15 protein-coding genes are annotated in these 22,727 nt (G+C 33.2%); 12 read left to right on the top strand and 3 right to left on the bottom strand.

What is annotated here, in order from left to right:
* Window positions 1-64 precede the first annotated feature (64 nt).
* A complete protein-coding gene (locus FUA24_RS08870; RefSeq protein WP_148541477.1) occupies window positions 65-2,362 on the top strand; it encodes an FdhF/YdeP family oxidoreductase in 2,298 nt (765 codons plus the stop codon).
* Between the two features lie 188 nt (window positions 2,363-2,550).
* Here the strand turns inward: FUA24_RS08870 and mddA are convergent, their stop codons facing one another.
* Together mddA and FUA24_RS08880 are read right to left on the bottom strand one after the other, a co-directional pair.
* Window positions 2,551-3,291, bottom strand: coding sequence for a methanethiol S-methyltransferase (gene mddA, locus FUA24_RS08875; protein ID WP_148541479.1), 741 nt, complete (start codon window positions 3,289-3,291; stop codon window positions 2,551-2,553).
* Between the two features lie 170 nt (window positions 3,292-3,461).
* Window positions 3,462-5,198: a tetratricopeptide repeat protein gene (locus FUA24_RS08880; protein WP_148541481.1), complete on the bottom strand. Its 1,737-nt coding sequence runs from the start codon at window positions 5,196-5,198 to the stop codon at window positions 3,462-3,464.
* 246 nt (window positions 5,199-5,444) lie between these two features.
* Between FUA24_RS08880 and nirB the strand changes: the two genes are divergently transcribed.
* The 6 genes from nirB (at window position 5,445) to FUA24_RS08910 (ending at window position 12,055) form a co-directional block, all read left to right on the top strand.
* Window positions 5,445-7,964: a nitrite reductase large subunit NirB gene (gene nirB / locus FUA24_RS08885; protein ID WP_148541483.1), complete on the top strand. Its 2,520-nt coding sequence runs from the start codon at window positions 5,445-5,447 to the stop codon at window positions 7,962-7,964.
* Between the two features lie 21 nt (window positions 7,965-7,985).
* Window positions 7,986-8,363, top strand: coding sequence for a nitrite reductase small subunit NirD (gene nirD / locus FUA24_RS08890; protein ID WP_148541485.1), 378 nt, complete (start codon window positions 7,986-7,988; stop codon window positions 8,361-8,363).
* Window positions 8,364-8,527: 164 nt separating this feature from the next.
* The gene (locus FUA24_RS08895; protein ID WP_148541487.1) at window positions 8,528-9,115 is read left to right on the top strand and encodes a DUF4202 domain-containing protein; all 588 of its coding nucleotides are present in this window, start codon (window positions 8,528-8,530) and stop codon (window positions 9,113-9,115) included.
* A gap of 12 nt (window positions 9,116-9,127) precedes the next feature.
* Window positions 9,128-10,948: a sensor histidine kinase gene (locus FUA24_RS08900; protein WP_187388229.1), complete on the top strand. Its 1,821-nt coding sequence runs from the start codon at window positions 9,128-9,130 to the stop codon at window positions 10,946-10,948.
* Window position 10,949: 1 nt separating this feature from the next.
* Window positions 10,950-11,333: a RidA family protein gene (locus FUA24_RS08905; protein WP_148541491.1), complete on the top strand. Its 384-nt coding sequence runs from the start codon at window positions 10,950-10,952 to the stop codon at window positions 11,331-11,333.
* 50 nt (window positions 11,334-11,383) lie between these two features.
* A complete protein-coding gene (locus FUA24_RS08910) occupies window positions 11,384-12,055 on the top strand; it encodes a response regulator transcription factor (RefSeq protein WP_148541493.1) in 672 nt (223 codons plus the stop codon).
* Between the two features lie 62 nt (window positions 12,056-12,117).
* Here the strand turns inward: FUA24_RS08910 and FUA24_RS08915 are convergent, their stop codons facing one another.
* Complete coding sequence (locus FUA24_RS08915) at window positions 12,118-13,932, bottom strand: PKD domain-containing protein (protein WP_148541495.1); 1,815 nt, start codon at window positions 13,930-13,932, stop codon at window positions 12,118-12,120.
* 694 nt (window positions 13,933-14,626) lie between these two features.
* On the opposite strand from FUA24_RS08915, the gene FUA24_RS08920 reads away from it, so the two are divergent.
* From FUA24_RS08920 to FUA24_RS08940, 5 genes are all read left to right on the top strand, one after another.
* Window positions 14,627-18,148, top strand: coding sequence for a nitrate reductase (locus FUA24_RS08920; RefSeq protein WP_148541497.1), 3,522 nt, complete (start codon window positions 14,627-14,629; stop codon window positions 18,146-18,148).
* Window positions 18,148-19,584 carry a rubredoxin gene (locus FUA24_RS08925; protein WP_148541499.1) on the top strand — a complete coding sequence of 479 codons (1,437 nt, stop codon included), beginning with the start codon at window positions 18,148-18,150 and terminating at the stop codon, window positions 19,582-19,584. The genes FUA24_RS08920 and FUA24_RS08925 overlap by 1 nt, the downstream gene beginning before the upstream one ends.
* A 223-nt stretch (window positions 19,585-19,807) precedes the next feature.
* Complete coding sequence (locus tag FUA24_RS08930; protein ID WP_148541501.1) at window positions 19,808-20,218, top strand: response regulator; 411 nt, start codon at window positions 19,808-19,810, stop codon at window positions 20,216-20,218.
* Window positions 20,219-20,773, top strand: a complete 555-nt coding sequence (locus tag FUA24_RS08935; RefSeq protein ID WP_148541503.1) for a heme NO-binding domain-containing protein — start codon at window positions 20,219-20,221, stop codon at window positions 20,771-20,773.
* Entirely contained in the window at window positions 20,760-22,727 is a 1,968-nt protein-coding gene (locus FUA24_RS08940; RefSeq protein WP_148541505.1) for a PAS domain-containing sensor histidine kinase, read from the top strand. Before FUA24_RS08935 ends, FUA24_RS08940 begins: the two co-directional genes overlap by 14 nt.

The following is a 22,727-nucleotide window of genomic DNA, read 5'->3' on the forward strand; positions in this document are numbered from 1 at the left end:
GTAAATTTTGAATTTTAAAGGCGGGTATTTTTACCCCCAATAATTCAATCTCTATTATATAGGTATGAGCAAAACACCAGAAAATAGAGCAGCTACTTCAGAGAAGTTTACAAACTTAAAAGTTACCAATCCGCCAAAAAATAGTGTTGGATTTGGAGCTTTAAAATCTGCAGTTACACAGGTTTCAAAGTATATGAAACCTATAGATGCTTTAAAAATATCAGGTAAGATAAATCAAAAAGGAGGATTTGACTGTCCCGGTTGTGCATGGCCAGATCCGGATGATGACCGTTCTGCATTAGGAGAATATTGTGAGAATGGTATGAAAGCAATGGCAGAAGAGGCTCAGAAAAACACAATTGGAGCGGACTTTTTTGCAAAACATTCTGTTGACGACTTGTCGGACTTATCTGATTTTGAGATTGGTAAATCAGGACGATTAGCAGAACCAATGTATTTAGCTAAAGGCGCTACACATTATAAGCCAATTTCTTGGGAAGATGCTTTTAATAAAGTAGGAACTCATTTAAATGCTTTAAATTCTCCAGATGAAGCCGTGTTTTACACATCAGGAAGAACAACTAATGAGGCAGCCTTTTTGTATCAGTTGTTTGTTAGAGAGTTTGGAACAGCTAATTTACCCGATTGTTCTAATATGTGTCATGAAGCTAGTGGAAAGGCTTTGTCTCAAACTTTAGGTATCGGTAAAGGTTCAGTTACTTTAGAAGACTTATATAAGGCAGAAGTGGTTATGGTAATAGGACAAAACCCAGGTACCAACCATCCTAGAATGTTGACTGCTTTAGAAAAGTGCAAAAAGAATGGTGGTAAAATCATAACCATAAATCCACTTAAAGAAGTTGGTTTAATGAAGTTTACCAATCCGCAAAGTCCATTTAAAATGCTAACTGGAGGTACTCAACTAACAGATGTTTTTGTTCCAGTAACTATAAATGGCGATGTAGCTTTGTTTAAAGCCATTCTTCTAAAGTTATTAGAAAAAGAGGAAGAGGAAGGTAATGTTTTTGATAAAACCTTTATTGAAGAGCATACCAGTGGCTATGATACCTTTATAGAGGACTTAAGACGTTTTAATTTTAAGGAGTGTTTAGAATTATCTGGAGTTTCACTAGAAACTTTTAATTCGGTCTTTGATCTGGTATTAAATAATGACAAAATTATTGTTTGTTGGGCCATGGGGTTAACGCAACATGAAAATGCCGTAGACAATATTAGAGAAGTTGTTAACCTACTGCTACTTAAGGGAAGTATAGGTAAGGAAGGTGCTGGAACCTGTCCAGTACGCGGGCATTCTAACGTTCAAGGCGATCGTACTGTAGGTATTTGGGAAGCAGCTCCCCAAGCCTTTTTAGATAAAATAGAAGCCAAGTATGGTTTTAAGCCTACTACCAAACATGGCTATTCCGTAATTGAGGCTATAGACGGTATGTATAAAAAGGAAGCTAAGGTTTTCTTTGGCTTAGGAGGAAACTTTATTTCTGCAGTTCCAGATACGAATTATTCGGCTCAAGCGCTTGCCAATTGTAATTTAACGGTGCATGTAAGTACAAAACTAAATCGTTCGCATTTGGTTACAGGTAAAGAGGCATTAATTTTACCATGTTTGGGTAGAGCGGAAAAAGATTACCAAAAAACAGGAATACAAACCCAAAGTGTCGAAAATTCTATGGGTGTTGTGTCATCTACTAAAGGAATATTAGAACCTTGTTCAGATAAAATTATTAGTGAAGTCGCAGTAGTTTGCGGAATTGCTAACGCAACCTTAAAGGCACGCTCTAAGATTGATTGGTTGGCGTATAAGGATGATTATGCTCTGGTTAGAAACGATATTGAAGAAGTTGTAGACGGATTCAAAGATTACAACACGCGTTTAAAACAACCTTCAGGGTTTTATTTGCCAAATGGAGCTAGAATAAGAGACTTTAAAACCAAGACGGGTAAAGCTAATTTTACCGTTAATAAACTGCCAGAGTGGAAACTTAAAGAAAAAGAATTGGTTATGATGACTGTAAGAAGCCATGATCAATTTAACACTACTATTTATGGGTTAGACGATCGCTATCGTGGCATATTTAATGAGCGTAGAATTATAATGATGAATAAGGAAGATATGAAAGAGCGTGGGTTAGTAGAACAACAAGTGGTAAATTTAAAATCTGAGTTCAACGGTGTTATTAGAACTGCCGATAAATTTAAAGTTGTTGGGTACGATATTCCTAAAAATTGTTGTGCTACTTATTTTCCCGAGGCTAACGTTTTAGTACCTCTAGATAACTACGCACATACGGCCAAAACGCCAGCATCTAAGAGCATTGTTATTACAGTAGAAGCTTTTAAATAAGAAATAGGCTGATTGTAATACCTAATAATCAGCCCATTTTTTATTGCTTTACAAGTTTATTTCAAGAAACTATTATCCCTAAACTGAGAAATTGAAGTTCTCTTGGTTGCTGTGAACCACCCGAATCCTAGCGGTGAGTAGTTGTTTTGTTTTCTAAGTTTTATATCTTTTTTCATTGTATTTTGTATTTACTTTTTAGGTGCCTTGGTAAACGGAACCAGCATAGGTTTGCTTTTTTGATAGTCCTTATATGTATCACCAAACTCCGTTACTAAATCTTTTTCTTCAAAACGAGTACCGATTATAACATAGATGGTTATGGCTATAGCAAATAATAAATGAGTTACAGACATAATTGGTGTTATCCACATACCTAAAAGCATACCAAAATATAACGGATGTCTTACGTATTTATAAAATGATCTAACTTTAAAATTTAATGGTGTGTAAGGCTTGTTTTGAAGTTCTAAAAAAGTTTGTCTAAGTCCAAACAGATCAAAGTGATTAATTAAGAATGAACTCACTAATAAGATGGTCCATCCTATGAAGAATAAAGCGTATAGTACATAGTAAAGAGTAGTATTAGGTTCTATACTCCAAATAATACCTCCAATAGGTTGCCATTGTGAGACTAATACAAATAGTAAAATTCCAGAAAAAAGAACAAAAGTGCTTCTTTCAACAGGACGAGGAAAATATTTGGTAAAGAACTCCTTAAACCAGCCTCTGGCCATTATACTATGTTGTAAACCAAAAAGAGAGATAAGTACCACGTTGTTTAAGATGGCTAAAACGGTAGGTATTTTAGGAGACTGATCTATAGAAATCTTTGGAATGAGATTACTAACAGATAATATCCAGTAAATAATAGATGAGAAGGCAATAGCATAAGCTATAATAGAATAGGTAAACATTAATAGTTTTTTCATGACTTTGTAATTTTAAATTCATGGCAAACCTACTACCTAACTTAAGCTTTTAACGAAAAATTCAAGTTTACAAATGGGTTACAAACCTTAAATAAGGGGTTTACAAATGGGTTACAAAGTTGAAATTAAAACATTTAAATTACTGATAATTAGATGTTTGTAAGTTTTGGTTAAAGTGAGCGTAAAAAACCTGTTAAATCCTCATCAGGAGAAAGATTGAGTTTTTTTCTAAGCCTATTTCTACTCATTTTAACCGAGGACGGGTTAATGTTTTGCAGTGTAGCAATCTGTTTTGTGTTGAGATTAAGCTTTATTAGAGAGCATAGTCTTATATCTGTTTTGGTTAGCCCATCAAACTGAGAAGTGAGTTTATTATAAAAAGAACTTCCCAATTCATCAATTTGCTGGTAAAACTTATCGCTTGTATTATTTACCCAAATTTTATTCTTTATTTCGGTTTCTAAATCTTCTAGCTCTTTAGCTCGTTTTCTTCCAGTAGCAGCTTTCAAATTATCCAACCTTTGAGCTAGTGATTCTGCCCATTCATGATTGTTGGAAATATTAACAGCAAGGTTGGTTAAATCTTTCTGCTTAAATTCCAATTCAGAAGTTTTTAGTTTTAAGTTTTGTTTGTGTTTAACATAAGTAAATAAAAGAAGGCTAATGGCTATAATACTCGCTATTAGAGTAATGTAAAACTTACGGTGTTGCTTGTTTAGGTTTTTCTGAAACGTTACCTTTTGGGCAGTTTGTTGTTTTTGAAAAGCAATACTATCGGCTAATTGTTCCTTTTCAAATTCATATTTCATCTCATTTCTTGTTATTTCTTTAGTCTTTTCTTTATTAAAAATAGAATCTTTAAGAATTATGAATTTCTGATTATAGAGGAAAGCTGATCTATAATTTCCTATACCTTCAAAAGACTTGCTAACACAGTCGCAACCTTCCTTTTGTAAATTCAAGGCTCCAGATTTACCTGTCATTTCCAGACTCAAAAGACAGTCGGTTTTTGCACTGTTAAAATCTTTCATAGCTAAATAATTCTGACCGCGATATAGAAAGGCAGATGCTAAACCGTCGTTATCCTTAATCTTAGTTTTAATTAGGATACTCTTATTAAAATAGGTGAGTGCTTGGTCATATTTTTTTTGTTTAGAATATTGTATACCAATGTTACTATATGCTCTAGATTCAGACCGTTTATCATTAAGCTCTTTGGCTAGTTTTGCACTTTTTTCAAGACTCTTAATAGCTTGCCGAGAATCTTTTAAATTTGAATATGCCAAACCTAGATTATTGTAGGCAGCAGGCAATCTATGTTTTTGACCCAGTTTTTCTTTTAGAGATAAACTTCTTTGGTAATAGTCTAGAGCTTCATTATTATTTCTTAAGTCTTGGTGTACATTTCCAAGGTTATTTAGGGCTCTTGAAGCCAAGTCTTCATATGATAACTCCTCAGCCAATTTTAAAGATCTTAAAAGGTAATCTTGGGCTTGAGTATAATTACCTAGCTCGTAAAATACGGTACCAATATTATTTAGTGTTGTTGTTAATTCTTTTTTATGATCAAGACTACTTAAGATATTGAAACTCTTAAAAAAATAAGTATTTGCCTTTACAAATTCTCCGTTTATGGCATTAGCAGTTCCTGTATATCTATTGGCCTGTGCTAACCATAGTTTGTTATTTGCTTTTATAGCTAACTGAATTAATTTGTTTCCCGTTACTTTGGCATCTTCAAGGTTAATACCTAGTTGTGAATATAAAAGATCTGTTCCGGCATTAAACCTTATGGAGTCCGTTTTTGATGTATTTTCAAAAACATTGCGTAAACTATCAATTTTTGTTTGAGCTAAAAAGGAGGTATTGAAAAGCAGAATAAGTATGATACAAAAGAGGGATTTCATACCTTAAAGATAAAAAATCTTAAAAAACACTTTAAATTCTTATGTTTTGCTCCTGGTTTTATGTCAAATTACCATTAAGGTTTTCCTCATTATAACATAAATGATAAGCTAGTTTTTTGTCTAATAAATAATTTAGAGGCTATCAATTTGAGAAATTACTAATAATTCAACTATTGGTAGTTTTTCATGTCTATATTCTTAGTAAATTAAGTATAATTACTTAGTTTTGTTTTAAAATACGTAGATATGAAGAAAATCATTGTAGTTGGTAACGGTATGGTAGGTTATAAGTTTTGCGAGAAGTTTGTAGCCCAAAACAGTTCTGAGGATTTTAAAATTACAGTTTTTGGTGAAGAACCAAGGCCTGCATATGATAGAGTTCATTTAAGTGAATTTTTTGAAAATCAAGATGCCAAGGCTTTAGAAATGGCGCCAAGAAGTTGGTACGAAGAAAATGGAATAGAGCTTGTTACAGATGAGCGTGTGGCTGATATTAATAGAACCGATAAGACGATTACAACTGCAAAAGATAGAACTTTTTCATATGACTATTTAATTATGGCTACAGGATCATCTCCTTTTGTACCACCTATTAAAGGGGTAGAAAAAGAAGGTGTTTTTGTATACAGAACAATTGAAGATTTAGAAGGCATGCTTGCTTATGCAGCTAAACTTAAAGCTGAAAAACCTAATGCCAAAGCAGCTGTGCTTGGTGGGGGATTATTAGGTTTGGAAGCTGGAAAGGCAGTTTTAGATATGGGACTAGAACCTCATATTGTGGAGTTTGCTCCTAAACTTATGCCAAGACAATTAGATTCTAGAAGTTCTCAAGTATTAAAATTAAAGTTAGAATCTATAGGGCTTAACATACACTTGAGTAAGGCTACCAACCAAATTTTAGGTGATAAATTTATTACTGGGATGGAATTTGGTGAAGATGATGTTTTAGATGTTGATATGTTAATTGTATCTGCAGGTATTCGTCCAAGAGATGAGTTAGCTAAAGCCTGTGGATTAGAAGTTGGTGTTAGAGGCGGAATTGTAGTTGATAATACAATGAAAACTTCAGATGATAGTATTTATGCCATAGGAGAAATTGCTTTGTACAATCAAATGATTTATGGTTTAGTAGCTCCAGGGTACGATATGGCTGAAGTTGCTGTAAACCAGATTTTAGGAAATACAGATAAAGTAATGCCAGAATCTATTGATATGTCTACAAAGTTAAAATTGATAGGTGTAGATGTAGCAAGTTTTGGAGAACCTTTTATGCCAGCATCAAAAGGACATTCTATAATTTTTGAAAATAAAACCGAATATTTATATAAACGAATTAATGTTAGTCTAGATGGTAAATCGTTGTTAGGTGGTATTTTGGTAGGAGATGCAGCAGATTATAATATGCTACATCAAATGTACTTAAATGGCATGGCAATTCCTGAGAATGCTGCTCAACTTATTTTACCAGCAAGTGATGGTGCATCGGCTTTTGGCGACGTTACAGATTTGCCGGATGAAGCGCAAGTATGTTCATGTGAAAGTGTTACAAAAGGTCAGATATGTGCCGCAATAGAAAATGGAGAAGCAACCGATGTTGCAGGTGTTGTAAGCTGTACAAAGGCAGGAACTGGTTGTGGTGGTTGTAAACCAATGGTAACAGATTTAACCAATGCTACGCTGAAGTCTTTGGGAATTACGGTTAAGGAAGGTGTTTGTGAACACTTTGATTTAAGCAGACAAGATTTATATCAAATTATAAAAGTAAAAGGATATACTACATTTAATGAGGTGTTAGATAATCATGGTAATGGAGGTCATGGTTGCGAATGTTGTAAACCTCTTGTGGCGTCATTAATGGCTAGTATACATGCCGATACAGCAAATAAAGAATATGCAATTCAAGATTCTAATGATAGATTCTTAGCAAATATTCAACGTAATGGTACATATTCAGTTGTGCCTCGTGTTCCAGGTGGTGAAATTACACCAGATAAATTAATTGCCCTTGGAGAAATTGCTAAGAAATATGATTTGTATACCAAGATAACTGGAGGTGTTCGTATAGACTTATTCGGAGCAACTTTGAATCAGTTACCGTTAATTTGGAAAGAGTTAATCTCACATGGTTTTGAAAGTGGTCATGCTTATGGTAAATCGCTTAGAACAGTAAAAACTTGTGTAGGCTCTACTTGGTGTAGATATGGTATGGATGAAAGTGTAAGTTTCGGTATAGAGTTAGAAAACCGATATAGAGGAATTAGAGCTCCTCATAAAATTAAAGGTGGCGTATCTGGATGTATTCGAGAATGTGCTGAGGCTAGAGGAAAAGATTTCGGGCTTATTGCAGTAGAAGGAGGATGGAACCTTTATGTAGGAGGAAATGGTGGAGCAACACCACGTCATGCTGAGTTATTAGCAGAGCAAATAGATAACGAAACAGTTATTAAGTACTTAGATAGATACTTAATGTTCTATATGAGAACTGCGAAACCTTTACAACGTACTGCTGCATGGCAAGAACGATTAGAAGGAGGTTTAGATTACGTTAAAGAAGTTGTTATAGAGGATAAGTTGGGAATTGCGGAAGACTTAGAAAAAGAAATGCAAACCCTTGTTAATAAGTTTGAGTGCGAATGGACTCAGGCTGTTAATGATCCAGAAATGATGAAACGTTTCAGTCACTTTGTTAATAGTAAAGAAGAAGATGATAACCTTGTGTTTGTTCCAATGAGAGAACAAAAAATGCCAGAACCTTGGTCTAATTAATAGTTTTAAAAATCAATAGACATGATAGATACTTTAGATACATATACAGCAACAAAATTAGAGGACGTAAAAGTATGGTTTAAAGCTGCTTCAGTAAAAGATTTCCCTGCAGATGGAGGCGCTTGCGTAAAATATAAAGACAAGCAAATTGCAGTTTTCAATTTTGAAAGATTAGGTAAATGGTATGCCTGTCAAAATCTTTGTCCACATAAAATGGAAATGGTATTATCTCGTGGTATGATAGGTGATGACAAAGGAGTTCCAAAGGTAGCGTGCCCATTACATAAAAAAACGTTTTCTTTAGAAAATGGAGAGAATTTAAATGGAGATATGGAGGCTATTGCTACATATCCTGTAAAAATTGAAGATGATATGGTGTATGTAGGTTTTGCTGAATAGGTAATCTACAAATCTTAAATATCATAAATTTTTCAAGTAAAATTTAAGAACCTTCTTTGGAATAAATCTAAATTTTTAAAAGAATTTAAAATTGTAGGGATGCGTTTAGTATTAAATTGTTAAATGCTTATATTGGCTATTTACTTTAAAGATTTCTTGAAAAGATGAAGCCAACCAGATTCGAAACTGCAATAGCGTTAATTGATAAAAAAAATTCTGAAGACATCAATACCTACCATGTTAGTGGTATGGAATATCCTAAGGAATTGCTGTATTCACAGCGTATGACTAGGAAGTTACTGCAATTTGAACCTAATGCATCAAAGGCTTTACAAATAGCAGCTAGAGCGCAACATATTTGTAGATGGCAAATTGCTAGAGACGAATATCCAATGGACAGGGTTGGGTACCTAAAATGGCGTGAGACCTTAAAGAAAATGCATGCGGAACTTACTGCAGAAATTCTAAATCAAGTAGGTTATGATGAGCAGTATATTGAAAGAGTTTCTCAGCTAATTACCAAGAAATTAATTAAAAAAAATGAGGAATCTCAAACATTGCAAGATACCGTGTGTTTAGTGTTTTTAGATTATTATTTTGAGGAGTTTGCAGATAAGCATGAAGACGAAAAGGTAGTGGATATTCTTCAAAAAACATGGAAAAAGATGTCTGAAAAAGGGCATCAGTCAGCCTTAAAACTTAATTTTTCAGACAAAAACTTGGCTTTAGTAAAACAAGCAATTCAAGGTTAAAACTTCTTAATAATGGCGAGCAACAAAAATTCTTTAGATCAAAGAACTTTTGAACGACTACGACGTTTATATATAATTGCGTTGAGTACAATAGCCTTATCTGTTATTGTAAGCCAAATACTTATTAGAAATCATTTAAAGAATCAAGAAAATGATTCGGGAGTAATTAATGTTGCTGGTAGGCAGCGTATGCTTAGTCAGAAGTTAACAAAAGAGATTTTAGCGCTTTCCACAGAACATGACCTCTCAAAGCAAAATGAGGTTAAAGATAGATTAAAACAAACATTATTGCTTTGGGAGACTTCACATAGAGCACTTCAAAATGGAAATGATAGCTTAGGGTTACCTGGTAATAACAGTAAGGTTGTTTCTGCTATGTTCAATGATTTGAATCCTACATTTAACGCTATTAAATTGGCTTCTGAGAACATCATCTTTCAAATAGAAGCGGGTACTTCTACATCAATAGAAAAATTCAGTAAAGAAATTGCTTCGGTTAAAAAAAACGAAGGAGACTTTTTAGTAAAGATGGATGCCATTGTGAATCAATATGATTTGGAGGCCGAGGAAAAAGTTGAGTGGTTAAGAAAGCTAGAATTGTTCTTAATGATTTTTACGCTTTTATTGCTTTTTGCAGAGTTTTTGTTCATTTTTTGGCCAACAGCTAAAACAGTAAAAAACAGTATTTCCGAACTTATTTCGGCAGAAAAGATTGCCAAAGAAATGGCGCATAATGCTGATATATTAAGTGAAGCCAAAGAGAAGTCAATAAAAGAGCTTAGAGCCTTAAGTCATGCTATGGATGAGACGCTTTTATTTGCAAGAATTACACCAGATGGTAATGTGCTGCATATGGGTAAAAAGTTTTCTAAACTCTTTAAATTAAGTGCGTTTAACACCTCTGAAAGTTTTTCAAAAGTACTTTGTAATAATGAGAAAGAACAAGAGATAGTAGAGGAGATAATTTCTAAACATAAAAAAATTGGTTGGCAAGGAGAAGTAAAGGCAAGTACAAAGGGAGGGAAAGATGTTTGGTTAGATTTATCTATGATACCTTTTAATCCTATAAATGAACGTTCTGAACTTTTAATAATAGCTTCCGATGTTACCAAACGTAAAGAAGGACAATTAGAAATTGATAGATTGACTAAAGAGAGTTTTGAAGAGAAAATGAATCAACAACAGATTATCTCTAGTCAAATTATTGAAAATCAAGAAAAAGAACAAAATAGAATAGCGAAAGATGTTCATGATGGCATTGGACAAATGCTAACAGGTTTAAAATTTAACCTAGAAAGTATTGATGTGTCTGACATGGATAAAACTGTTTCTAAAATAAAACATCTTAAAGAGTTAACGGCTAATATTATAAAAGGGGTAAGAACTGCAACATTTAATTTAACCCCTCCTGAGTTGGCAGACCATGGCATTGTTCCTGCGCTTACAAAGCTTACGCAAGAACTTGCAAGATTAACAGGAAAGGATATTTTATTGTTTAACAAGACCGATTTTAGCGGCAGATTAGATTCATTAACCGAAATTAATATTTACAGAATAACGCAAGAAGCTATTAACAATGCTATAAAATATGCGGACTCAACGCATATATTAGTGTCTTTATCTAGTAGCAGAAATATTTTAAGTATTGTTATTGATGATAATGGCAAAGGCTTTGATCCTTCAAAAGTAAAAAATGTAAAAAATGGCGATGGAGGTATGGGAATGACCTTTATGCGTGAACGTATAAAATATATTAACGGAAGGCTATTTTTAAATTCACAACTAGGGAAAGGCACAAGAGTTACATTAAATATACCATTAAAAGAGGTGTAATATGAAAAGAAAATTAATTAGTTCTGGCTCTACATTCGAGGAGCAAATAGGTTATTCAAGGGCAGTGGTTCAGGATAACTGGGTGTTTATATCGGGTACTACTGGCTACAATTATGATACAATGACTATTAGTGATGATATTGTTGAGCAAACAGAACAATGTTTTAAGAATATTATAGCAACATTAGAAAAGGCTGAAGCGAGTTTATCGGATATTGTTAGGGTAAATTATATTCTGTCTAACGGCTCAGAGTTTGAATTGTGCTGGCCTGTGTTAAAAAAGTACTTAGGTGATGTGAAACCAGCTGCCACAATGATTTCGGCAGGAATGGCAGATGATAAAATGAAAATTGAAATAGAGGTAACTGCATTAAAAGATAAGTAATTACGTATAAGTACTTAAAATTTGTATTTTTGTTTAGATAGTAGTGAAATATGGATGTAATTAAGGTTGTATTAGCAGATGATCATGCGCTTGTAAGAGATGGAATTAAAGCGCTTTTAGAAGATCAAAGTGGGGTAGAAGTTATTGCTGAGGCATCAGACGGAAAAGAAGCTTTAGAAGTAATTGAAAAAAGTAAACCTCATGTGCTTATTGTAGACATTAGAATGCCAGAAATGAATGGTATAGAGGTTGTTAGACGATTAAACGATTTAAGGTCTGGTGTAAAGACTTTAGTTTTGTCTATGCACGATTCGGAAGAATATGTAGTACAATCAATCCAAGCAGGAGCCGATGGATATTTGTTAAAGGGAGCAAGTAAAGATGAATTCTTAAAAGCTTTAAACAAAATAGCAGGAGGAGGTAAGTATTTCACAGGAGACGTATCTGCAATAATTATGAATAATTTTGTTAGCGGAGCCTCTACAAACACAGCCCCAAAGCAACAAGAACAACTAAAAGAATTACCTTTTAAGCTTACAAAAAGAGAAAGACAAATACTTAGTTTAGTCTTAGAATTAAAAAATAACAAAGATATAGCTGAAGAGCTACAAATAAGTAAGCGTACTGCAGAAGTACATAGGTTTAATTTAATGAAAAAACTAGAGGTCTCTAATCTTAAAGAGCTTACGGAAAAAGCTAAGGAATTTGGTTTTAGTAATTAAAAAAAAATGCGCCTCACAAATGTTTAGCGCACTTAAAATTTTTCCTTTCCTTAATGGGATAATTAGTCTGTCAATAAAATGCGTTTAGTAAAAGTCTCATTTTGAGTTTCTATTATTAGAATATAAAGTGATTTTTGATAGCTGTTTAAATTAATAAGAGCTGTCTTATCATGTATGGTTTCAGAGTATATAGTTTTCCCCATGAGATTAACAATTTTTAAACTCCCTTTTTGGGGTTTATAAGGTAACTCTAAATTTAAGTATCCCGATTTTACTGGAATTGGAAATACTTTTATGGAATCTCTATTATCTGGTTGATTCAAATTCAATGCAGTACTGCATATAGATGAATTGGTAACAGGTGTTACGTCATCTAAGTAATAAGGTCCATGCCAAAATGATGTGTACAAAGAAGAATATGTTGTATAAGTTGATGGGTAGCTTTCGTATCTAATAGGTGTTGTCCAAACAGTAGGAAAATTGTTATTTCGTTCAATTATATTGTGTCCAAGTGTGTGAATTCCTCTTTCAACACCATCATCAATAGTGCCATCAATAAACGTGTTGTTTTCAATAATTATATCTCTTAAACCTTCAATAGTGCCACTTCTTCCATCATCTTGCGGAGCAACTTGTAAATGCCAACTATGTGGGGCGTCTGGCCTACCAAAGGTATTATTATGAATTCTAACATATTGTGTGTTTGGCAATACCTCGGTTGTGGTTCCCGGTTCAAAAATTGAATGATCCGAAGGCCAATCGTTAATACCATTAGACATTAGTTTAAAGTCATGTCTAGTTTCATCTGTTGCTGGACCCGTAAGTATGTTATGACCAATAACCGCTTTGTAAGTTCCAAAAATTCTTAGGGTATGCTCTTTGGCTAGCTCTGAACGGTTTCCGAGTACTGCAATATGTTGACCTAACCCTGCAATAGCATTTAAAGGGCCGGTTGGATCTCCTTGCATATTTACATGATTTTCAACTATGAAAATGGGACCTGATTGCTTCCAGTCTTCAGGTTGGGAATTCCCTCTTTGATTAATGGCATACCATGTATTTGCAGCACCAAAAGTTATTGAAGAACCATCTCCAATAACATCATTTTGATAGATTAGCAAATTCGTAAACATGAGGCGTTGACTAATGGAATGAGCTGCTAAACCTTGAATAACGCCGTTTTGAGGAGGAGTCGCAGCGTTATCTTCATCCATAGAAATATAAATACTAGAAACTATAGGTTTGGTAGAATTTCCAAACGAACCTAAATGAAAATTACTAATATCTGTTATCCAGATATTTCCTAAGCTGCTAAAATCATCGCCTTCTTTTAATAAATACCGCGTATTATGTTCCCAATTAGGCCAAGAGGTAATATTTGCTATTTGTTGCGCATTGATAGGAGCGCCGCTAAAATCATTTCCAGTAGAAATAACAACGGTATTTGTATTATCGAAAACTGTGTTGGCATCGAGAACAGTTATAGTAACAGAAGTGTCAGAATACTGTCCTGTGGAATTTGTAACGCGAAGGGATACTTCGTAAACTCCTGGTTGCGTAAAAACGTGAGAAGCCAAAGGTCCACCGTTTTCGTAGTTTTTGCTTAAACCATTTAGGCTCCAGTTTTCATTAGTGTTGTCGCCAAAGCAAAAAGAGTATCCTAGTTGCCTAAACGATGAAATGCTATTATCAGTATCTGTTGTTCCGGTAGCGTCAAAGTATACGGCTAAAGGAGCTGGCCCCGAGGTTCTGCTAACATTTAGTTGAGCTTGAGGACTTGCATTTAAAACAATTGGATGGATTAATGAGTAAGTCATTAAAAAGTAAAAAGCTATACTTCTAATAGAAGTAGATTTAGAAAGTAGATTTAATGTCATGATTTGTAATTTGGGTTCAACAATTAAACAAGGGTCTGTGGATAATTCCTACCCTGTTCATAAACAAACTTACATATGCATTAAGACAAGGGGCGTCAGAGGTAGTAAAATTTTCTTAAGTATTACTTAGAAGATGAATTGAGATAAGCTATTGGCTATGCGTTAAGAGTGCTTAGTATTAAGAAATAGACTATTTATTTTTAATATAAGCTAAATCCTAATTCTTAAGATAATGCATGAACAGGATAATTTTAAAATATCTTTTTGATATATCTGTAAAATCTCCTTTTCTAAATTATCAATCTCATAAATATTTTCAATAACCTAAGTATATAATAAATAAATTAAGTAAAAATACTTAGTTTTGTAATAACGAAAATACGTAGTCATAATAAATATTCAAGGTTTAGGTACGCAGCAAGGTTTTGAGTTTACTTAAATAGAAGATTTTTCTCTAAGTTTTAGATTAGCTTAGGGTTTTTCTTTGAGAGTTTGTTATTCCCGCAGTAACTCCAATATGCTTGGTAAGCGGGAATAACATTAAAGAATTTACAGAATGAAATTCTTTATTAGGTAAGCCAAATTTTGTCAATTTAATGATTTAGATAAGCTTTTTTACAGGATTACTAATAATTAATGTGCCTCTTGATTTATAAAAAAATAATGGTTTAATTCGTTATAAACGCTACTCTTTATGGTTAAAAATGAAGTTAAAACGACATGTTCTTATTGCGGTGTAGGTTGTGGAATCATTGTAAAGAAAGATAATAACAACAAAGTTATTGTTGAGGGAGATAAGGATCATCCAGTAAACAAAGGGATGTTATGTTCCAAAGGAATGAACTTACATTACGTTGCAAATGATACTTCAGATAGGATATTGTATCCCGAAATGCGTTGGAGTAAATCACACCCTCTTGAACGAGTTACTTGGGATACTGCCTTAGATAGAGCAGCGAGCGTTTTTAAATCAATAATAAAAAAACACGGTCCAGATAGTGTTGGATTTTATGTTTCTGGGCAAAGTTTAACTGAAGAGTATTATATAGCTAATAAATTAACCAAAGGCTTTTTAGGTACTAATAATATAGATACCAACTCAAGATTATGTATGAGTTCTGCGGTTGTTGGTTACAAAAAGACATTTGGAGAAGATAGTGTACCCATTTCTTATGCCGATATCGAGTTGGCAGATTGTTTTTTAATTACAGGAGCTAATCCTGCTTGGTGTCACCCTATTCTTTTTAGAAGACTAGAGAAACACAAAGAAGAAAATCCAGATGTAAAAATTATTGTTGTAGATCCTCGTAAAACGGATACCGCTAATTATGCCGATTTACATTTACAAATTTTACCAGGAACAGATGTTGTTTTATATAATGCCATTGGACGAAGACTGTATGAGCAAGGATTAATTGACGAAGATTTTATATATAAACATACAGACGGATTTGCAGCATATAAAGATCAAATTCTCGGAACAAAGATTAGTAAAGCTGCAAAAATTTGTGGTATTGAAGAGAAAGATATTAAGAAGGCGGCAGATATAATTGGGCTTTCTAAAGGGTTTATTAGTATGTGGGCCATGGGTCTTAACCAAAGTGTGGTTGGTGTTAATAAGAACGTGGCCCTGCTAAACCTATCCTTAATTACCGGGCAAGTAGGTAAACCGGGTTCTGGACCTTTTTCCTTAACAGGACAACCAAATGCAATGGGTGGACGAGAAGTAGGAGGTATGGCAAATCTTTTAGCTGTTCATAAGGATTTAATGAACGAAGATCACAGAAGAGAAGTAGCTCAATTTTGGGGCGTTGAAAAGATAAATCCTAAGCCAGGACTCACAGCCACGGAAATGTTTGATGCACTTGAGTCAGGAAAAATGAAAGCAGTTTGGATAGCTTGTACCAATCCTTTAGTAAGTTTACCAAATATAAATAAGGTTGAAAAAGCCATGAAAAACGCAAAGTTTGTTGTGGTTCAAGATATATCTCATAAATCTGATACAGTTAAGTTTGCAGATTTAATATTACCTGCAGCTGGTTGGTTAGAGAAAGAAGGTGTTATGACAAATTCTGAAAGAAGGGTATCTTACCTTCCTAAGGAAATTGATGCTCCCGGAGAGGCTAGACCAGATGTTGAAATATTTTGTGATTTTGCACAAAGAATGGGGTTCCGCGGATTCAATTATAGTTCTACGGAAGAGATTTATGATGAATACTGTGCAATGACAAAAGGCACTAATATAGATGTGTCTTATTTAAATTATGATAGATTAAAAAGCGAAGGCACTTTTCAATGGCCAGTTAATCAATACGGGCATAAAGGAACGGATAGGCTCTTTCAAGATAAAGTGTTTTATACACCTTCAAAGAAGGCTATTTTTAATGTTGCAACAACCTTAGAAAATACCTCTACACAACCTAATGGCGAATACCCTTTAATTTTAACAACGGGTAGAATTAGAGATCAGTGGCATACCATGACAAAAACTGGTAAGGTTTCGCGTTTAAAAACGCATTACCCAAAACCAGTTTTAGAAATAAACCCTGTTGATGCTTATTTATACAAAATTAAGGATGGTGATATTACAGAAATTAATGGTGAAAACGGTAAGGTAAGAGTAAGAGCAAAGGTTACAGAGGCTATTAAAAAAGGAGTTGTGTTTTTACCAATGCATTGGGGAAAGCAACTTCAAAACGATTTAAATAGAGCAAACAATTTAACAAACACACATGTAGACCCTGTTTCAAAAGAACCAGACTTTAAATTTACAAGAGTTAATGTGTGTAAATATGAAAAACCAAAAGAGAAGATTTTAATAGCAGGAGCGGGAGCGGCTTCATTTAGGTTTATTCAAAATTATAGAGAACAAAATGAGAAGGATGAAATTCATGTATTTTCTAAAGAACCTAATTTGTTTTATAATAGAGTACTACTGCCAGAGTACGTTACGGAAGAACTTACATGGGAACAACTGTTAAAAATAAAGCAACAAGAATTAGATAAGTTAAACGTTCATCTTCATCCTGAAACTTTAATAACTCAAGTAGAATCTGAAGAAAAAACGGTAACTGATAGTAACGGTAAAGAACACGCTTTTGATAAACTCATATTAGCTACAGGAAGTAGAGCATTTGTGCCTAAGGATGTACAAATAGATTTACCTGGCAGATTTACAATGCGTAATAAAATTGATGCTGATAGATTTAAAGCATATTTAGATAATACTGGTTTGCCTCCAGAAGAGCAACACGTAGCTATAGTAGGAGGTGGTCTATTAGGATTGGAATTGGCAGCAGCACTTAAACATAAAAATGTAAAGGTAACTATCGTTCAAAGAGCTTCACGCTTAATGGAACGTCAGTTAGATACAATTTCTAGTAAATTATTAGCGCTTGATGTTCAGGAACGTGGTATTCAAATTTATTTTGATAATGAAGTTAGTACGGTGTTTGACGATGAGGAGACAGGAGAATTAAACATAAGTTTAAAGAGTGGAAAAATGTTTACGGCTAATGCAATTGTTTATGCCATAGGTACTATACCAAACATAGAAATAGCTAAGGAAAACGGCATTAAATGTGGTAGAGGAATCAAGGTCAATCAGCATTTACAGTCATCAAATCCAGATGTTTTTGCCATTGGAGAAATAGCTGAGTATAATAATCAGTTATTTGGAATTACTTCGGCAGCAGAAGAACAGGCTAATATTTTGTCTAATTTTATAGCTGGAGATATAAGCAGTAACTACAATGGTTCTGTTTTAATGAATATTTTAAAGTTCAATGATTTAAACCTATGTAGTATAGGAGAAATTAATGTTCCTGAAAACGATCCAAGCTATGAAGAGGTCATCTTTACAGATATCTCTAAACGCTACTATAAGAAATGTATAGTAAAGGATGATTTGTTAATTGGAGCAGTATTAATGGGGGATAAGAATGAGTTCGCAGAATTTAAAACCCTTATAGAAAGTAAAATTGAGATGTCTGAAAAGCGTGATACTTTGCTTAGAGGAACATCTAATGATAAGCCAGTAATTGGTAAACTAATTTGTTCTTGTAGTCAGGTTGGTGAAGGAAATGTAGAAGAAGCCATTGCAAAAGGCTGTACAGATTTTACAGAGCTTTGTAAACAAACAGGAGCAGGTTTAGGTTGTGGAAGTTGTAAAACTGAAGTTAGAGAAATACTTCAAAAATCTCAAGTATTAGCATAATGATAGAGCCATATAGATTAGCAATAAACGGAGGAGTATTAGCTCCAGCAGAATTAAAATATATTTGCGAAGCAGCAGAAGAACTAGGTTTAGACGCTATCTCATTTGGTTCTAGACAAGATATTATCTTTCCAGAGGAGATTGATGAAAGCAAATTTGAAAGGTTTGACAAAATTCAATTTATTAAACCAAAAAGAGATGGCGTAGAGAATATAGCTTCGTCTTATGTGTCTGCTGAAATTTTGCCTAGTACTTCTTGGTTAACAAGTTCCAAGTACCTATATGTTCTAGAACAATTTAAATACAAACCTAAATTAAGAATCAATATTACAGACCCTAAACAGAGATTAGTACCATTGTATACGGGTAATGTTAACTTTATAGCTTCTGAGCATGAAGATTATTGGTATTTATTTTTACGTTTACCAGGCTGGAGAGAAACTAAAATGTATCCTGCACTCATTTACAGTTGGGATATGGACAAAATTGAGCAGGCTATAGAAAGCATCTTAATAGAAGAGCCAGAAACTATTGAAACAGTTTTTGATTTAGTTAGTGATGCTGCAGATACTAATAATAGAACAGTAGACAAACCTTTGGAAGTTCCATTTTATCCTTTTCCTTATTACGAAGGTATGAATAGAATAGGAACAGATAGATATTGGCTGGGGTTATATTGGAGAAATAATAGATACGATATTCCTTTTTTAAAGGCTATGTGCGATTTATGTTCCGAAAACAAAATAGGTAAGATATCAATCACACCTTGGAAATCTTTTATTGTTAAAGGAATTCCGCAACACTCAAAATTAAAATGGGAAAAGTTTTTAGGTAAATTTGGTATCAATGTGCGTCATTCAATGTTGGAAATGAACTGGCATATACCTGTTAATGATGCCGAAGCATTAAACCTAAAAAAGTATTTGGTTACTAATTTCGATCAGAATGATATAAGTACCTACGGTCTTACCTTTGGCATTACTAGTTATAATAGTGATACTTATAATTTTACTTCAATAGTTGTAGAAAAGAACAAACAACCAGAATCTATAGGTAATTTTACAATTAGAGACACCTATAACTTATTATACGCAAAAAACTTCGATCCAAATACGCGTGAATACATTATGCATGTGCAAGATGTAGATAAAGTTGAGTTACCTGGTTTATTAATGGAATTAAGTCAGTTGTATTTTGAACAATTAGGATCAGAACAAGAAGAAGCTGTTACTCAAAAAGAAACTAAATCTGTTTTAGAAGAAGAGGTTTATCAATGTTCTGAATGCTTAACGGTTTATAATTCCAAATATGGAGACCTTACTAAAAACATAGCACCCCATACATTGTTTGAAGACTTACCATATACTTATGAGTGTTCTTTATGCGAAGCTCCAAAAAGTAGTTTTGAAAAAAAGACACTTGTAAAACAGGCTTAAACGCTTTAAAAACCAAGAACTTTTAGGGCATTCTTGTGTTTTTTTTATTTTCAGTAGGATTTATCTTCTTTTTTTACTATCTTTACTGAAGTTAAACGATAAAAATTACCATTCGTCGACATTAAATGGGTTTTTATCGACAACAAACTTCTTCCTAAAGAAAAAAACCGGCGATTCGGTTTTACAATTTTATATTTACTTTTTACAGTAATACTAAACGCCCATGAAAAGTTTAAATATTTTATTAGTTGAAGATGATATGATAGAGCTTATGAAGTTCAATAGAGTTATTGATAACCTTGAACTTAAGCATAATATTGTAGAAGCTAATAACGGAGAAGAAGCACTAAAGGTATTAGAAGATAAAGCTAATTTACCTGATATTATTCTGTTAGATTTAAATATGCCCAAAATTAACGGTATTGAGTTTTTGGGTATTCTAAAAAATGATGATATTTTAAAATATATACCTGCTGTTGTTTTAACCACCTCTAGTAATGAAAAGGATCTTGTAGAATGTTATAAAATTGGTATTGCGGGTTATGTTCTAAAACCATTAAAATACGAAGACTACGTATCTAAAATAGAAAGTCTATTAACGTATTGGAGTAATAACGAATTAAAAAAGGCATAAATGAAAGGTATTGTTTTTTCAGAATTTTTAGAACTTGTTGAAGAAAAGTTCGGCATGGAGATGGTTGATAAAATTATTAATCAGTCAGATTTAAAATCTCAAGGAGCATATACGGCAGTAGGAACCTATGAGTTTTCTGAAATGCTTCAATTAGTCCAAAATTTAAGTAATAATACCAAAATATCAATTGATGATTTATTGCTAGTTTACGGTGAGCATTTTTTTCAAGTCCTAGAAAGAGACTATGGTAAAATGTTAGCATTGTATCAAGACCCTATAGAAATGTTATCATCTATTGAAAATCATATTCACGTTGAAGTAAAAAAAATATACCCTGACGCAGAACTTCCTACTTTTGAAGTTCTAGAAAAAACTAAAACCAAGTTAATCATGTTGTATAAATCAGGTAGAGCAATGCATCAGTTTGGTTTAGGATTAATGAATAAAACTTTTGAGTTTTTTAATACTTCAGCCGAAATTGTTTTAGAAAAAATTAAAAAAGACGGAACTGAGGTTAAGTTTTTAATCACCCAAATCCCTAATGGACCAAAATAAAATAGAAATACTAGAAAGAGCTCTTAAGAGAGAGAGGGCCGCTAGAAAAGAAGCAGAAAAAATACTAGAACAAAGGTCTGCCGAACTTTACAGTGCTAATCAAAGGCTAGAGAAGTCTTATACCGAATTAGAAGCCCTTTTAGATAAAACAGATTCCCAATTACAAGGTGTTTTTGAGAACATTGTAGACGCCTATGTTATTATGGATCTTATGGGGAACATCCTAAAAATGAATGATGCCGCCGTTGACTTATTGGACTTTGATACTGTAAAAGACAATGCCAATTTACTTGAGTTTCCTGTGGAAATGGAACAAGAAAGAGTTTCTAGAGCTTTTAAAAATCTATTAAAAAACGGAGCAATTACAGACTTTCAAGTAGAAGTAGTTACAAGAAAGGGTAAAACAAAATTGGTGCATATAAATGCCAGTATTATCTATGATCAAGGTATTCCAGTTGCTGCTCAAGGTATCGTAAGAGATGTTACAAAAGCAAAAGCAGCGGAAAGACAATTAATTGAGTCTGAAAATAGATTAAAAGCGCTCATGCTGAATTTAAAAAATGGCGTACTTCTTAAAGATGAAGATAAGAAGATAGTCTTGGCAAATGAGAAATTCTGCGAACTGTTCGGAATAGATTATAAACCAAATGAATTAAAGGGTAAGTATTTTACATTTAATGAAGACCGGTTTAAGAAATTATTTGAGAATTCGGAAGAGTTTATAAACAAAACAAATGAAATAGTTGCGGGTAAAGAAGGGGTTTTAGATGACGAACTACATATGAAGAATGGGAAAATCTTAGAAAGAGATTATATTCCTATTTACGATGAAGACTCATATAAAGGACATCTTTGGACTTATAGAGATGTAACCCTAAGAAAGAAATACGGCAAGAGTATAGAGGCTCAAAGACAAAAGTATAGAGGTATCATAACAAATATGCAACTCGGTCTTGCAGAAGTTGATACCAGAGGAAGAGTTATAATGGTAAACCAAAGTTTTATTGAAATGTCAGGTTACCAAGAACAAGAACTAGTAGGTAATTTGAGTAAAAACTTCTTTTCTACGGAAGATGCCCAAAATGAAAAAAGTAATTCTACCAATAATGGTGTATCTACGTCCTATGAAATAAAAGTTGAAGATAAATTTGGTAAGGAAAAATACTGGTTGGTTAGTAGAGGACCAAACTATAACCTAAATGATGAGTTAGTTGGTTACATTTTTGTATACCTTGATATTACAGATTTAAAAAACTTAGAGCTACAAAAAGAAGGACTATTATCTCAATTAGAAAAAAGTAATGATGAGCTACAAGAGTACGCTCATATTGTTTCCCATGATTTAAAGTCGCCATTAAGAAGTATTAGTGCCTTGGTAAGTTGGCTTAAATCAGATAATGAAGATAAATTCGATAAAGTAAGTCTACAAAACTTAGCGCTTATTGAAACGACCATTGAAAAGATGGATCAGTTAATTTCTGATGTTTTAGAATATTCTAGTATTGGTAGTGAAGAAAAGGTTGAAACTAACGTAGACTTAAATGTATTAATTAATGATTTAATTCAGTTTTTATATAAACCCGATCATGTTGAAATACAAGTACTCAATGATTTACCTATGGTAATAGGAGATAAGACCAAACTTCAACAATTGTTTCAAAATTTAATGAGTAACGCCATTAAATTTATTGATAAAGAACAGGGCTATGTAAAAATTAATGTTGAGGATATTGGTACGCACTATAAATTTTCAATAGAAGATAATGGTATTGGCATTGATGAAAAATACCATTCTAAAATATTTAAAGTATTTCAATCTGTTAATAAGCGAAAAGATTCAACGGGTATTGGCTTATCTATTGTTCAAAAGATAGTGGAGTTACACCAGGGAGAAATATGGTTGAATAGTAAACTTAATGAAGGAACAACCTTCTTTTTTACAATAAAAAAATAG

The organism is Seonamhaeicola marinus (assembly GCF_008085455.1).

Bases quoted from the DNA above. Each gene is read 5' to 3' on its own strand.
- FUA24_RS08870 (WP_148541477.1), top strand. From the start codon at position 65: ATGAGCAAAACACCAGAAAATAGAGCAGCTACTTCAGAGAAGTTTACA.
- mddA (WP_148541479.1), bottom strand. From the start codon at position 3,291: ATGAAAAAACTATTAATGTTTACCTATTCTATTATAGCTTATGCTATT.
- FUA24_RS08880 (WP_148541481.1), bottom strand. From the start codon at position 5,198: ATGAAATCCCTCTTTTGTATCATACTTATTCTGCTTTTCAATACCTCC.
- nirB (WP_148541483.1), top strand. From the start codon at position 5,445: ATGAAGAAAATCATTGTAGTTGGTAACGGTATGGTAGGTTATAAGTTT.
- nirD (WP_148541485.1), top strand. From the start codon at position 7,986: ATGATAGATACTTTAGATACATATACAGCAACAAAATTAGAGGACGTA.
- FUA24_RS08895 (WP_148541487.1), top strand. From the start codon at position 8,528: ATGAAGCCAACCAGATTCGAAACTGCAATAGCGTTAATTGATAAAAAA.
- FUA24_RS08900 (WP_187388229.1), top strand. From the start codon at position 9,128: ATGGCGAGCAACAAAAATTCTTTAGATCAAAGAACTTTTGAACGACTA.
- FUA24_RS08905 (WP_148541491.1), top strand. From the start codon at position 10,950: ATGAAAAGAAAATTAATTAGTTCTGGCTCTACATTCGAGGAGCAAATA.
- FUA24_RS08910 (WP_148541493.1), top strand. From the start codon at position 11,384: ATGGATGTAATTAAGGTTGTATTAGCAGATGATCATGCGCTTGTAAGA.
- FUA24_RS08915 (WP_148541495.1), bottom strand. From the start codon at position 13,932: ATGACATTAAATCTACTTTCTAAATCTACTTCTATTAGAAGTATAGCT.
- FUA24_RS08920 (WP_148541497.1), top strand. From the start codon at position 14,627: ATGGTTAAAAATGAAGTTAAAACGACATGTTCTTATTGCGGTGTAGGT.
- FUA24_RS08925 (WP_148541499.1), top strand. From the start codon at position 18,148: ATGATAGAGCCATATAGATTAGCAATAAACGGAGGAGTATTAGCTCCA.
- FUA24_RS08930 (WP_148541501.1), top strand. From the start codon at position 19,808: ATGAAAAGTTTAAATATTTTATTAGTTGAAGATGATATGATAGAGCTT.
- FUA24_RS08935 (WP_148541503.1), top strand. From the start codon at position 20,219: ATGAAAGGTATTGTTTTTTCAGAATTTTTAGAACTTGTTGAAGAAAAG.
- FUA24_RS08940 (WP_148541505.1), top strand. From the start codon at position 20,760: ATGGACCAAAATAAAATAGAAATACTAGAAAGAGCTCTTAAGAGAGAG.